Source organism: Candidatus Binatia bacterium (assembly GCA_035631035.1).
Classification (GTDB): Bacteria; Eisenbacteria; RBG-16-71-46; order SZUA-252; family SZUA-252; genus DASQJL01.
This window is the reverse complement of the sequence record DASQJL010000047.1, coordinates 23,459-36,348: the sequence shown is the minus strand read 5'-3', so window position 1 is coordinate 36,348 and position 12,890 is coordinate 23,459. Positions and strand designations below refer to the sequence as shown.

Sequence of the window (12,890 nt, the reverse complement as noted above, 5' to 3'; positions counted from 1 at the left end):
CCTACGAAGAGGAGTGCGAGGCCGCGCCCACCGACCGGCGCAAGGTGATGATCCTGGGCTCGGGGCCCAACCGGATCGGGCAGGGGATCGAGTTCGACTACTGCTGCTGCCACGGCTCGTTCGCCTTCCGCGAGGAGGGGTTCGAGACGATCATGGTGAACTGCAATCCGGAGACCGTCTCCACCGACTACGACACCTCCGACCGCCTCTACTTCGAGCCGCTCACGTTCGAGGACGTGATGAACGTGATCGAGCGGGAGAAGCCCGAGGGGGTGGTGATCCAGTTCGGGGGGCAGACGCCGCTCCGTCTGGCGCTCCCGCTCCATCGCGCCGGCGTGCCGATCCTGGGTACCAGCCCCGACGCCATCGACCTGGCCGAGGACCGGCGCCGCTTCAGCACGCTTCTGGATGAGCTGGGGATCCCGCAGCCGGAGAGCGGCACGGCCACCTCGCTGGACGAGGCGAAGGAGGTCGCGGCGCGGGTGGGCTATCCAGTCCTGGTGCGCCCCTCGTACGTCCTGGGCGGCCGCGCCATGGCGATCGTCTACGCCGAGGCGCACCTCGAGCAATACGTGCGCGAGGCGGTGCGCACCTCGCCCGAGCACCCCATCCTGATCGACCGCTTCCTCGAGCACGCCCAGGAGCTGGACGTGGACGCGGTGGCGGACGGGGAGCGGGTGGTGATCGGCGGCATCTTGCAACATATTGAGGAGGCCGGGATCCACAGCGGCGACTCCTGCGCGGTGCTCCCGACGTTCGACGTCCCGGAGCGGCATCTGGAGACGATCCGCGATGCCACGAGACGGCTGGGACTGCGGCTCGGCGTGCGCGGGCTCATGAACGTCCAGTTCGCGATCCAGAAAGACCGCGTCTACGTCCTCGAGGTGAATCCTCGCGCGTCGCGGACGGTGCCGTTCATCAGCAAGGCGACCGGCGTGCCGCTGGCCAAGGTCGCCGCGCGGGTCATGGCGGGGCGCTTGCTGGCGGAGCAGGGGATCACCCGGGATCTCACGGTGGACCGGTTCTTCATCAAGGCCCCGGTCTTCCCCTTTCTCAAGTTCCCCGGCGCCGACATCCTGCTCGGCCCCGAGATGAAGTCGACCGGCGAGGTCATGGGGATCTCGGAGAACTTCGGCATCGCCTTTGCCAAGGCGATGTCGGCCGCGGGATCGGAGATTCCCACTTCGGGCACGGCGTTCGTCAGCGTGAACGACCACGACAAGGAGGCGGTGCTCCCGATCGCCGCCGCGCTGCACGAGATGGGGTTCGCGCTGATCGCCACGCGCGGAACCGCGGCCTTCTTCGAGGGCCGCGGGCTGCCCTGCGAGATGATCTACAAGGTGAACGAGGGCCGCCCGCACGTCGTGGACCGCATCAAGAGCCGCGCGATCGACCTCATCGTCAACACGCCCCTGGGCGAGGCCTCCTTCTACGACGACGGCGCCATCCGCAAGAACGCCATCCTCTACGGAGTCCTCTGCCTCACCACGATCACCGCCGCCGCGGCGACGGTCGAGGCGATCCGCGCGCTGCGCGAGCGCGGCGCGTCGGAAGTGATCAGCCTGCAGGAGATCCACGCCCCCGCCGGCGAGAGGTCACCGGAAGACGCGAGCACCGTGGCGGTAGGTCAGCGCTAGTTGCCCCTGTGGGACAGGGTGGCACACTCTACATACTCCAGAGTTTGTCAGGGGTCTGACAGGCGGACCTAGCCTAGCTGGGCGCCATGATCCTCGTCGTGCCGATTGACCCGCAGTTCCTGCCCGAGACCGCGCTGCTGATTGCCGCAGTATTTTCTGGAGTGGCGGCGATCCGCTTTCTACTCGTCGGTCGCCGCGCAGACGCGCTGAAGGCGGCCGCAGGCGCGCTGGGCTGCATCGCGCTCGCCTTCGTGCTCGCCAAGACGATGCACCGTGAGTCGGAAACGCTGGCGCTGACTCCCGCCGTAAAGAGCAGCGCGGAGGCTCCCACCGGAAAGCCCGCGACGGCGCTGGTCTTGGGCGGCGTGCTCGTGCGCGTCGCGTCCGCCGAGCAGTACGTGCTGTCCGTCGAGGGAGCGCCGTTCCTGACGCTCGACCTCGAACGGTCGAAATTGCGGGTGACGTGCACGGTCCAATCCGAGCAGGGAGACGCTGCCAAGATCGTCCAGAACGGCGTCCCGGCACGGGCCGGTTACCTGGACACGCGAAGGGATGCCCACACGCTGCTCGTCCAGGCCGGCGGCAAGAACGTGCTCCGTGTCTTCTACGCCTCGCCGACGAGAGTGGAGATCGAAGGGGACTTCTACGAACGGAAGCGGGATGAGGACACCCAGGTGTCCATCCACCGGATCACCTTCCGAAAGGGGATCGAGTGGCCCGGTGGGCGAATCGCGGAAGGGACGACCGTGGATCTGACGTCCCAGGGCGCGGGCCGGATCGACTTCGGGTCGGACGGAGCGGTTCGAGTCACGCCGGCTGCAGGCGCCTAGGTCAGCTCCGGCCCTTTTTCTCCGCGCCCAGGTCCACCGCTCGCCACAGATACCAGCTCGCCACCGACCGGTAGGGGCGCCATCGCTCGCCATGCGCGAGCAACTTCGCGGGCGTGGGCAGGGAGCGCTTCCGGTAGGCGATGGAGAAGCCCTTTCGCACGCCGTAGTCGGTCGCGGGCAGCACGTCGGGGCGGCCGAGGCGGAACATCAGGAGCATCTCCGCGGTCCACCTTCCGATCCCTCGAATCGACGTGAGCCGCTCGACGATCTCCTCGTCCTCGAGGGAGCGGAGCCGGGCCGACGTGGGCACGGTGCCGTCCAGGGTCTTCGCGGCGAGATCGCGGATGGCGAGCGTCTTGGCGCGCGAGAGCCCGGCGCCGCGCATCGCCTCGTCGGAGGTCGCGAGCACCCCTTCGGGCGTGGGGCCCGTGCCGGGATAGAGCGCGTCGAAGCGGCCCCAGATCGTGGCCGCGGCCTTGCCGTTCAGCTGTTGGTAGGCGATCGACTCGGCGAGCGCCAGGAACGGGCTCTTGGTCGAGCGGGTGGCGTGGAAGCCGCAGTTCCCGACGCGGTCCATGAGCTTGGCGAGCGTGGGATCGGCGTCGCGCAGGTGGCGCACGGCGTGATCGATGTAGTCGGGTCCGGTCGGACGCTTGGCCTTGGGCATGAGCCCGTGAGCGTACCGGCTCCGGTTTCCGCGGACAATCCCGTATGATGGCGCCATGGCGCGCCGGCTTCGTTCCGACCTGCCGTTCAAGCGCATCGCGGTCGTGCTCTCCGGCGGGGGCGCGCTGGCCGCGTATGAGACGGGCGTTCTCCGCACCCTGGAACGGATCGGGCTACGCCCGGCGATCGTCTCGGGCGCCTCGGCGGGCGCGCTGAACGCGGTCGCCTGGGTCGCGCACGACTTCAAGACCTCGGCGCTCGAGCGCGTCTGGCGGCACGTGGACGCCGCGGAGATCGGCATGCGCTGGACGACGGTCGCGCTGCGGGCCGCGGGCGGCCTCCTTCTCGTCCTCGGCCTGCTGCAGGCCCTGGTGAGCGTGACCGGATCCTCCGACTTGAGCTTCCTCGCCCTGTTCCACCACGGAGCGCCGGTCGGGCTCTGGCCCACGTCGTCCTTCCTCGACATCCTCGCGTGGCTCCTGGTCGCGGCCGGCGGCTTCGCGCTGCTCCGCTCCTCGCGCGAATGGGAGAAGTTTCTCGCTCGGTTCGGCGACCCCGACTCGGAGCGCCGGGGCCGGCTCTGGGGCTCGATCATCCTCCTCCTCTGGTCGATCGCGCACTTCACGACGTGGCTCCTCGGCTGGCCCTGGCCCCATCGCTTCAGCGCCACGCTGCTCGCGGTGACGGCGGGCGTGTGGTTCGTGACCCGCTCCCAGCGCGCGGGCGCCATCGCCCGCCGCGTTCTCTTCCTCCTCATGCCCGAGACCGACGGCCGCGGGATCTGGGGGAGCGCGGCGCGGCGGCGCCTGCTGGCGCGCCTGATCGGAGTGCGACGCCTGGAACGCCTCTGGCCGGGCGAGACCCATCTCATCCTGAGCGCGCTCGCGCTGGACAACGGCCGCGTCGCCCATTTCGTGAACTGGCCCGCCACCAAGGCGCGCTTCCATGCGCGCGTCGAGGCCTCGCTGGGCGAGGTGATCCCGCTCGTGGGCCCGGAGGAGGTGGTGGAGGCGGCGATCGCGTCGTCGGCGATTCCCGTGCTCTTCGAGCCGGCGCGGATCGGCGGCCGCGACTTCGTGGATGCCGTCGCCTTCTCGATGCATCCGCTTCGCGCGGCCATCTACGACGACGCCGACGCGGCGGTGGTGATCGTCGTGGCCCCGAGCGGCGCGCCGCCCGCGCCCCGGCCCCCGCAGAATCCCTTCGAGGTCTGGGGGCGCTATCTCGACCTCGCCAACTGGCGCGACCTGCAGCAGGAGCTGGTGGCGCTTCCCGCGGGCTGGCAGGGGGAGGCGCTGCCGCGCGCGCTCTGTCTGGTCGAGCCCGAGGCGGCGCTCCCGGGCGGAACGCTCGCCTATTCCCCCAAGATCGCCGCGCGGTTGATCCGGCGCGGGGAGCTCGACGCGCTCCGTGCGCTGGATCGCGCGGGGTGGCTCGAGACGTAGGATGCCGCTCGTCACCCGGGAATGGCCGCGTCTTCCCGAGGCGCGCCGCAGCTACGTGGACGCCATCTTCCGCCGGATCGCGCCCCGCTACGATTTCCTCACGCGCGTGCTCTCGTTCGGCCAGGACCGCCGCTGGAAGGAAGCCGTGATCGCGCGGCTGCCGGCGCCCCGCGCGGACGGCGTCATCCTCGACCTCGCGACGGGCACGGGCGAGTTGCCGCTCCTGGCGCGCGAGCGGGGACGCACCGAGCGCGTGATCGCGGTGGACCGGAGCCGCTTCATGCTCGAGCGGGGACGCGCCAAGACGAGAGCCGCCGGCTGGAGCGGCATCCACTTCGTGGCGGCGGATCTGAACACGGTGCCGGTCGCGGAGGGAGCCTTCGATGCCGTGCTCGTCGGCTACGGCCTTCGCTACCCGCAAGACCTGCGCCGCGTGCTCGCCGAGATCCTCCGCTCGCTCCGTCCGGGCGGCGTCTTCGTCTCCCTCGATTTCGGGGTGCCGCGGAATGGAATCCTGCGACGCGTGATGTTCGGCTACCTGCTCGGGATGGGCACCGTCTGGGGTGCGGTGCTGCACGGAAAGCCGGGCACCTACTGGCACATCGTCGAATCGCTGCGAGCCTATCCGGGGCAGGCGCGCCTGGCGCGGCTGATGGAGGAAGTGGGCTACGAGCGGGTGCGCGTGGAGGAGCGGCTGTTCGGCTCCTCGGCTATCGTGACGGGCGTGCGCGGCCCGGGAGCGGTCACGGCTTGAGAAACAGGTAAACGAGCCGCTTCACCTGCTCGCTCGCGACCAGCCGGATGCCTCTCCGGCTCCGAAACCAGCGGCCGGGCCCGTGCGGGTCGGCGCCCCGGGACGGCGTGGCATACGCGACCGAGACCGTGCGTTCCGAAAGCGCCCGGCGCACCACCCACCGGACGCGCGCGAGGTGGAACTTCGAGGAGATCACGAGAAGGCTTCTCCAGCCGCGCTCGGCCACCAGCGCAGCCAGCGCCCGCGCCTCGTTCCGCGTGCCCCAGCGGCGCGGCGTCACGTGACGCACCTCGACCTGGTTCCGCTCCAGGATCACGAAGAAGTGGCGCTGTTCCGGCGGGACGAGATCCACCGCCTCCTGCAGCGCGTCGACGCCCGGAAGCCCCAGGAGCGCGTAGCGCCGCCACTCGAAGCGCGCCACGCTCACGACCAGGGCCATCTCGGTCAGGCGCGGCTCACGGGTGAGAAATTCCCAGAGGCCGGCCGCGCATTCCTTGCGCGCCTGCCCTCCGGCGAAGACGAAGATCGCGTCGGGGCCGGGAGCCCTTGCCGGTGGCGCGCCGGGCGGACGGGAGCCGGCCATGGATCAGCGGAGCATCAGGTAGAGCGACGCCGCCGACGCCGCCGCGCCGAGCAGGAGCCCCGCCGCCGCGATCGTCCGCACCGCGCCCCGTCCGACGATCAGGGCGATCCCCATCTTGAATACCGTGTTCGAAAGAACGCCCACGGCGATCGCCTGCGCGGCGACCAGGAGCATGGAGGGATCCTCCGCGGTGCGCGCCATGGAGATCGTGAGCGCGTCCACGTCGGTCAGGCCCAGCACCCCGCCCGAGGCGAGGAGTCCCGCGCCGCCCCACAGGGTCCGCACGGCGTGCACCGCGAAGAGCACGACCTGGAAGATCGCCGCCATCTGGAGCGCGCTCTTCAGCTGGAGCGGGTTCTTGGGCTCGGGCATCGAGGCATGCTCGTGGCGCGCCCGCCGCAGCCCGATCAGGGTCACCAGCACGGTGACCGCGAAGGGAGCGGCCAGGTAGGGAAGCGTCTGGGTCATGAGATCGGCGTTCAGCACCGCCGTGGCCACGACGACGCGCACGTAGAGCAGCGCGCAGGCGGCGAGGATGCCGAACGCCAGCGGCGACCCGGCTTCGGGATGCTCGCGGCTCTCGCGCGAAAAGGTGAGCGTAGTGCTGGTGGAGGAGATCAATCCCCCCAGGAGTCCCGCCACCAGGTAGCCGTGCTTCTCGCCGATCACGCGGCGGGCGATGAACCCGAGATAGGAGAGCCCCGAGAAGAAGAGCACGAGGATCCAGAGCTGGCGTGGGCGGATGCCGCCGAGGGGGCCGTAGGGCCCCTGGGGGAGCAGCGGGAGGATCACGACGGCCATGACCAGGAACTGCGCCGCCGCCCGGACCTCGCGGGAATCCAGATGGCTCACGGCGTGATGGAGCCGCGACTTCTCCACGAGGAGGAGGGCCGTGATCGCGATCATGCCGCTCGCCAGCTCCAGCCGGCCCGCGCCCGCCAGCACGCCCGCCGCGATCACGACGAGGGCGGCGACCTCGGTGGTGGCCTCGACGTCGTCGCGATGGAGCTTCCAGTAGCCGCCCGCCACGACTGCGGCGCCGCCGGCCGCGAGCACGGCGCCGAGCTCGGGGGCCTGGAGCGCCCAGCAGAGTCCCGCCGCGCCGGCCAGGAGCCCGAGGAGGGTGAAGGTGCGGATGCCGCCGAAGCGGGCGCGGGGACCCGTCGCGTGCCCCGACCACTGGCGCTCGATCCCGATGGCGGCGCCGCCCAGCCCTGCGATCGCGACGTGGAGCGCGGCCTCCGCCTCGGGGGACATGAGGCGACTCTAGCGGACGGGGCGGACCGCGGGACAGCTAGAAAGGCGTGGGCTGACTCGGCCTTGGTGACGTTTGGAACGCGACCTTCTCGGCCGGGGCCCGGCGCAGCACGCGCGGCAGCGCGCCGGCGATCCAGACGAGCCAGGCGAGGATCCATCCCGTTCCGCTCACCGCGAGCATCGTCATGCGCGCCGAGGGGATCATCTCGGCCAGGATCCGGCCCACGAGCGCGGTCGCCAGCAGCGCCGCCATCCCCGGGCGGAGCACCTGCGTTTCCTGCGCAATCGGATAGCTGCCATGGCGGATCACCACGCGCGTCGCGATACCGGCCGAGAGCGCTCCGAACCCGCCGATGAAGAGCGTGTGCGCGCCGATCAGGAGCGTTCCCGGCGCCAGGGCCATCAGCCAGAGCCCCAGGAACAGCATCCAGCCGGATCCCCAGAGAAACCAGGAGACCCGGTCGGCGCGTCCCGGGAGCCGGAAGAGCTTCCAGACGAGGAGCAGCATGACGGAACCGGTCACCGCGCGAAGGAGCGCTCCCGCTTCCGCGCGCCCGGACGCCTCGAGCAGCAGCGAGCCGAGCATGGCCAGCGCGATCAGGGCATAGAGAATGCGGCGCGGCTTTCGCACGTGCGGCTTCGCGATGCCGGGGATCACGAGGGGATCGCGCATCGACGTGAAGGTGGGGACGAGGAGCCCGCCCACGCCCAGGACGATGGAGAGGATCATCCCCATCCAGATCAGGCGAAGGCCGAAGCGGGGCGAGGGCTCGGCCCAGGCGCCCAGCGCGGATCCGGCGGCCATGACCGCGCCGGCAAACCCGAGCAGCAGCCCGAACGCAACGAGCAGGAACTCCTCGGGGGGCGGCGACGTGCTCCGGGTCACGCGGCGGAGCGCCATGACCACCACCAGCGCGAGCGTGGCCGCGTAGAAGAGCTGCACGAGGAAGGGCGCGCCGAGGAGCGCCGCGGCGCCCACCCCCAGCATGAGCAGGGTGGCGGTCGCGAGCTCCCACGGACGGCTGGGCAGGGAGTGCATCCACGCCGGCATCGACGTGAGCAGGAAGCCCAGGATGAAGGCGTGCTGGAAGCCCTGGATCATCAAGGTCCAGTGTGTCACGGCGGGATAGGGAATGAGCCCCGCGGCATGGAGCGGCCAGAGGAGCGCGCCGACGATCCCGTACAGGACCCCCAGGGGGAAGAGGACGCGATAGGGATCGATCGGCTTCCGCGCCGCCGTCGCTCCGGGAGCGGCCGCCAGCGGGGCGGGCGCGGGCCTGAGGGGTGTTGCCACGGCCCTCACCAGTCCCGGCGGCCGAAGACGCGGGCCGCCACGGCGAGGGGAACGGCGGTCTCGAGGAGAAGCACGCCCAGGCCGAGGAGCGCGCCGCCGCCGCCGCCCAGGAGCTTCACGAGCACCGCGGAGGTCGGTCCGAAGAGCGCTCCCGAGCCGACGGCCAGGGTCACCAGGACGCGCGCGAGATCCACCGGGTTCAGGAGCAGCGCGGGGAAGAGCACCGACTGGAGCGGGACGCCGCGCAGGAGCGCGGTGGCGCCGAGCACGGCGAGGTCGTAGGCGATCACGAGGAGGAGCCAGAGGAATACCGCGGCCGCGAGCGCCTTCACGCGATCGGCCAGGATGGATGCCAGCGCGAGCGCGGCAGCGAGCGAGAGCGATCCAAGGAGGAGCGACACGGCGGTGAGCGCGGCGAAGCCGCGGATCTGGTCCGGACCCGCCTGGAGGGCCACGATCAGCCCGCCCGCGCCGAACCCGATCGCCTGCGCCGCGCCGAGCGCGGCGGTCAGGCCGAGATACTTGCCGGCGAGGACCTCGCCGCGGCCGACCGGCTGGGCGAGCAGGAGCGGCAGCGTCTCCGCGCTGCCCGACACGCTGCCCACCCCGAGCACCAGCCCGGTGAGCGGCACGGTGAAGAGCACGAGGTTCAGGAGGCTCAGGGTGACGCGCGAGAAGCCCTGAAAGCCGACCTCGCCGCTCTGCACGAGACCGAAGAAGGAGACGCCGAGAACGAGCGCCGCGAAGAGTGCGGTGAAGGCGAAGAGCCAGCGGGTCTCCAGCGCGCGCCGGTATTCCTCGCGCGCGATGACGGCGATGCGGCGCGAGCGGCCCGGAACGGACGCCGTCGCGACGGGGGCGGCGGCGACGGCGGATGCGGTGTTCATCGGTGTCCCTCCACGAGATGGGAACCCTGTACGACGAAGACCCCGGCGGGCTTCCCGTCGAGGAGCCATGCGAAGTCGCTGCCGGGGCGGTCGGCGATGAACCGGACCGTAGCCCCGCCCCCCGGCGAGAGCGCGGCGGGGGATACCGCGCTCTCGTAGCCGAGAAGCGAGAATCGATGCGGGGAAGAATCGCGATTCAGGACACGCGCGAGGACCTCGGTACCCTTGGGCACTTCGGTCCGCGCCGGTGCGACGACCCCTCCGGAGATCACGAGCGAAAGGGTGCGCTTCGCGCGCCCTTCCGCGGGGACCGCGCGCGGCGCCACGGCCACCGAGCGGGGCCGCGCGGCCGCGAGGATCAGCGCCGCGCCGGCGAGCACGGCGAGGGCGAGGAGTCCGTAGCGCCTCATGGCCTGGTCTCCGGCGCCGTGGCGCGCGTCTCGCGCTCCTGGCGCACCGCCGCGAGGAAGATCTCTTCCAGCGTGGGCCGCGTCAGCTCGAACGTGCGGATTTCCACGCCGGCCTCGCGCAATGCTTCGAGCGCGGCGACCCCGCGCCCATTCGCCCCCTCGATGGCAACGCGCCGCTCGCCCCACGGGGTGTACGCGATCCCGCGACGCGCGAGGGCGGCGCCCGCCGCCTCCGCGTTCCGCGCCTCGATCTCGAGCCGCGCGCTCGAGGCCTGCCGCGCGCGGAGGTCGGCCAGCGATTCCAGCGCCACGCGGCGCCCGCCGGCCAGGATCAGCACGCGGTCGGCCACCCGCTCCACTTCGGCCAGGAGGTGCGAGCAGAGGAGGATCGTCTTGCCGTCCCGGCGCAGCCCCTCGACCAGGGAGCGGAACTCCCAGGTGGCCTCGGGATCGAGACTGGCGGTCGGCTCGTCCAGCACGAGGAGCGAAGGGTCGCCGAGCAGCGCCTGCGCGAGGAGGAGGCGCTGCGCGAAGCCGCCCGAAAGCTCCGAGGCGCGGCGTCCGGCCAGCGCCGTCATGCCCACGCGGTCGAGCGCGCGGGAGACCGCGCTCCCGTCCAGGCCGCGGAGCGCCGCGAAAAAGCCGAGCACCTCGGCCGCGGTGCGTCCCGCGGGGAGATCTACCCGCTGCGGCACGTAGCCCATGCCGCGCCGCGTCTCGGCGGCGTGCGGCGGAAGTCCCGCGACCCCGACCGCGATCCGGCCGGAGGTCGGGCGCGCCAGTCCCAGGATCAGCTTCAGCGTCGTGGTCTTGCCCGCGCCGTTGGGGCCGATCAGCGCGAAGGTCTCGCCCGGCTCCACGGCGAAGGAGAGGCCGTCCACCGCGGTGACCGCGCCGTAGCGCTTGGTGACGTCGTCGAGTCGGATCATCGTGAGCCCCTCCGCCGGGCGATGCCGATCGCGCCCGCCCCGGCGAGCAGGAGGAAGCCGGCGGCCGCGGCGCGCGGCGCCGCGCGTCGGGTGCCCGAAGCGGGATCCGAGCCGAACGATGCGGCAGCGGGCAAGTCGCCCGCCGCCGAGCGTGACCCGACGCCCGCGCCGGCGGGGTGGACCAGGGGGTAGTGGTCCAGAGCCTCGCTCGGACGGAGCGCCGGGATCGTGCGCTCGGCAAGGGAGAGCGCCCCCGCAGCGGGGCTCTCGCCGAAGATCGCCAGGTCGGGATACTGCTTCGAGAGGAAAGCGAACGCGCTCACGGGACCGTAAGGCACGTCGCCGATGCCGTCGGCGTTCAGGTCGTAGGGGGCGCTCGCGCTCCAGTAGTTGCCGCGCGCGCCGTCGTCGAACCGGTTGTCGGTGCGCCTCATGTCCAGCGCCACCGGGTAGTCGATGTTCACGAAATCGTTCCCCGCGAACTCGTTGCCGTCGCAGGAGGAGAAGAGGATCACGCCCCAGCCGTCGTCCTGCACCAGGTTGCCGTGGATGTGGTTCCGGTTGGATCCGTCCATGAAGACCGCGATCGTGTTGTCGACCAGGCGGTTTTCGTGGAAGAAGCCGTCCGAGCAGTCGCGCAGCAGGATGCCGTAGGTCCGCGGGCCGCGGTTGTGCATGAAATCGTTCCGGGCGAGCTCCAGGTGGTTCGAGAACATGATCGCGCACCCGGCGATGTTGCCGGTGAAGCGGTTCTCCGCGATCCGGTTGTCCTGGCAGTACATGGTGTGGAGGCCGTAGCGGCCGTTGCCCGAGGAGCCGCACCCCTCGATCCGGATCGAGTCGGCGAAGGAGAGATAGATCCCGTCCATGAAGCGCCGGATCTCGGTGCGACGGACGCGCGCGCCTCGGGAATACCAGACGTGGATGCCGTTGCCCGCGGCGACGTCCATCTCGGGAGCGGCGTCGATCGAGGGCACCACGCGGCCCGTCAGCGTGCATTCCTCGACGTCGAGGTCGTCGCAACGCTCGGCCGCGATGCCGTAGCGGACGTTCTCCAGGCGCAGGTGGGCGAGCCGCGCGCCAGGCGCCGACGTGAGCCGGACGCCCGAATCCAGATCTTCGGCCTTGTCGCCGCTCGCGCGAATGGAGAGCCGCTCGATCCGCACTCCGCCGGCGGCCACCGTGATGACCGATCCGCGGCCGCCGCCGTCCACCACGGCGCCCGGCTCGCCGATCAGCGCGACACGGCGCGCGATCGTGATCGGGCCGCGGTGGACGCCGGCGGCGAGCAGCAGAGTGTCGCCGTCCGACGCCGACGCGATCGCCGGGACCGCCGAGCCGGGCGGGACGCGCCGGACCGCGGCCGAGGCGCGCGGCGGGGCCACCCCCACGAGAAGGACGAGGGTGATCGCGACCGCGGCCAGGAGGACGATCGCGAGCGCGGCCTGGAGCAGGCCGATGAAGGGATCGCGGGAGCCGGCTTCCGCACGGCCCGAATCGCGGAAGGGACGGCTCATGCCGCCACCGTCGCGGCGGCCGCGGCGTGGGCGTGCGCGCGCTCCGCGCGGCGTTCCATCCAGAGCGCCAGAGGACCGAGCAGCCAGGCGATGCCGAGCACCACGGTGCCGGGGCCGGGAAGGCTCAGGACGTGGAAGTTGGCCATTTTGGAATAGCCGATCACCGGAGGCATGAACGACTTCATCGTGATCGCCGCGCGGGGGTCGAGCTCGTGGCCGTAGCGGTAGAGCCAGAGGACGTAGTCGCGGAACATGTACACGGCGAATCCGGTGAAGAGGAGCCAGCCCAGGGCGGCGATCCAACGGCGGTTCAGAAGACCGGCCAGGAGCGCGAGGAAACCGAACCCCGTGAGGAGCTGCGGCAGGTAGCGGAACTCCGCGAAGTCCTCGGGGGTGATCGCGTGCATCCCGACGTAGTGGTTCAGGCTGTTGACCTTGTCCAGGTCTCCCCGGATGGTGTTGGAGTAGATGGTGAGCTTCAGTCCTTCCGGATACTGCGGCGCCCGGAGGTGCATCTCCCAGATCGGCAGCACCGGGAGGAAGAAGACGGGCAGGAGCACGAGCGCGGCGAGAAGGATCAGCCGCCGCTCGGAGCTTCGGAAACCGCCGGTCAGGTAACGAACCACGAAACTCATCCCCTTTCGGGGCGCGGGGCCGCTTGCGGACGGCCCCGCGCGACGT

At 71.3% G+C, this 12,890-nt stretch carries 13 protein-coding genes; 4 read left to right on the top strand and 9 right to left on the bottom strand.

All coding sequences use genetic code 11. The features are described from left to right. Both carB and VE326_04455 read left to right on the top strand, forming a co-directional pair. On the top strand, positions 1 to 1,637 hold a 1,637-nt coding region (carB, locus tag VE326_04460; GenBank protein ID HYJ32450.1), incomplete at its 5' end, for a carbamoyl-phosphate synthase large subunit. 98 nt (positions 1,638 to 1,735) lie between these two features. Then, positions 1,736 to 2,467 carry a hypothetical protein gene (locus VE326_04455; protein HYJ32449.1) on the top strand — a complete coding sequence of 244 codons (732 nt, stop codon included), beginning with the start codon at positions 1,736 to 1,738 and terminating at the stop codon, positions 2,465 to 2,467. A 1-nt stretch (position 2,468) separates the two neighbouring features. Here the strand turns inward: VE326_04455 and VE326_04450 are convergent, their stop codons facing one another. Then, a complete protein-coding gene (locus VE326_04450) occupies positions 2,469 to 3,134 on the bottom strand; it encodes a DNA-3-methyladenine glycosylase (GenBank protein ID HYJ32448.1) in 666 nt (221 codons plus the stop codon). 55 nt (positions 3,135 to 3,189) lie between these two features. On the opposite strand from VE326_04450, the gene VE326_04445 reads away from it, so the two are divergent. Beyond that, complete coding sequence (locus VE326_04445; protein ID HYJ32447.1) at positions 3,190 to 4,578, top strand: patatin-like phospholipase family protein; 1,389 nt, start codon at positions 3,190 to 3,192, stop codon at positions 4,576 to 4,578. A 1-nt stretch (position 4,579) separates the two neighbouring features. Next, a complete protein-coding gene (locus VE326_04440; GenBank protein ID HYJ32446.1) occupies positions 4,580 to 5,332 on the top strand; it encodes a class I SAM-dependent methyltransferase in 753 nt (250 codons plus the stop codon). Here VE326_04440 and VE326_04435 read toward each other — a convergent pair. Genes VE326_04435 through VE326_04400 form a run of 8 tightly spaced genes read right to left on the bottom strand, consistent with a single transcriptional unit; the run spans position 5,322 to position 12,835 of the window. Beyond that, a complete protein-coding gene (locus VE326_04435) occupies positions 5,322 to 5,915 on the bottom strand; it encodes a hypothetical protein (protein ID HYJ32445.1) in 594 nt (197 codons plus the stop codon). The two genes, VE326_04440 and VE326_04435, sit on opposite strands and share 11 nt — an antisense overlap. A gap of 3 nt (positions 5,916 to 5,918) precedes the next feature. Beyond that, positions 5,919 to 7,172, bottom strand: a complete 1,254-nt coding sequence (locus tag VE326_04430; protein HYJ32444.1) for a DUF4010 domain-containing protein — start codon at positions 7,170 to 7,172, stop codon at positions 5,919 to 5,921. Positions 7,173 to 7,209: 37 nt separating this feature from the next. Then, a complete protein-coding gene (locus VE326_04425) occupies positions 7,210 to 8,466 on the bottom strand; it encodes an NnrS family protein (protein ID HYJ32443.1) in 1,257 nt (418 codons plus the stop codon). A gap of 5 nt (positions 8,467 to 8,471) precedes the next feature. Beyond that, positions 8,472 to 9,353 carry an ABC transporter permease subunit gene (locus tag VE326_04420; protein HYJ32442.1) on the bottom strand — a complete coding sequence of 294 codons (882 nt, stop codon included), beginning with the start codon at positions 9,351 to 9,353 and terminating at the stop codon, positions 8,472 to 8,474. Further along, positions 9,350 to 9,763, bottom strand: a complete 414-nt coding sequence (locus tag VE326_04415; GenBank protein ID HYJ32441.1) for a hypothetical protein — start codon at positions 9,761 to 9,763, stop codon at positions 9,350 to 9,352. The genes VE326_04420 and VE326_04415 overlap by 4 nt, the downstream gene beginning before the upstream one ends. After that, positions 9,760 to 10,692 carry an ABC transporter ATP-binding protein gene (locus tag VE326_04410; protein HYJ32440.1) on the bottom strand — a complete coding sequence of 311 codons (933 nt, stop codon included), beginning with the start codon at positions 10,690 to 10,692 and terminating at the stop codon, positions 9,760 to 9,762. The genes VE326_04415 and VE326_04410 overlap by 4 nt, the downstream gene beginning before the upstream one ends. Further along, on the bottom strand, positions 10,689 to 12,209 hold the full coding sequence (gene nosD / locus VE326_04405; GenBank protein HYJ32439.1) for a nitrous oxide reductase family maturation protein NosD: 1,521 nt from the start codon (positions 12,207 to 12,209) through the stop codon (positions 10,689 to 10,691). The genes VE326_04410 and nosD overlap by 4 nt, the downstream gene beginning before the upstream one ends. Further along, entirely contained in the window at positions 12,206 to 12,835 is a 630-nt protein-coding gene (locus VE326_04400) for a hypothetical protein (GenBank protein ID HYJ32438.1), read from the bottom strand. The genes nosD and VE326_04400 overlap by 4 nt, the downstream gene beginning before the upstream one ends. Positions 12,836 to 12,890 lie beyond the last annotated feature (55 nt).

Coding starts and splice junctions, on each gene's coding strand:
- VE326_04450 (HYJ32448.1), bottom strand. CDS start 3,134: ATGCCCAAGGCCAAGCGTCCGACCGGACCCGACTACATCGATCACGCC.
- VE326_04445 (HYJ32447.1), top strand. CDS start 3,190: ATGGCGCGCCGGCTTCGTTCCGACCTGCCGTTCAAGCGCATCGCGGTC.
- VE326_04440 (HYJ32446.1), top strand. CDS start 4,580: ATGCCGCTCGTCACCCGGGAATGGCCGCGTCTTCCCGAGGCGCGCCGC.
- VE326_04435 (HYJ32445.1), bottom strand. CDS start 5,915: ATGGCCGGCTCCCGTCCGCCCGGCGCGCCACCGGCAAGGGCTCCCGGC.
- VE326_04430 (HYJ32444.1), bottom strand. CDS start 7,172: ATGTCCCCCGAGGCGGAGGCCGCGCTCCACGTCGCGATCGCAGGGCTG.
- VE326_04420 (HYJ32442.1), bottom strand. CDS start 9,353: ATGAACACCGCATCCGCCGTCGCCGCCGCCCCCGTCGCGACGGCGTCC.
- VE326_04415 (HYJ32441.1), bottom strand. CDS start 9,763: ATGAGGCGCTACGGACTCCTCGCCCTCGCCGTGCTCGCCGGCGCGGCG.
- VE326_04410 (HYJ32440.1), bottom strand. CDS start 10,692: ATGATCCGACTCGACGACGTCACCAAGCGCTACGGCGCGGTCACCGCG.
- nosD (HYJ32439.1), bottom strand. CDS start 12,209: ATGAGCCGTCCCTTCCGCGATTCGGGCCGTGCGGAAGCCGGCTCCCGC.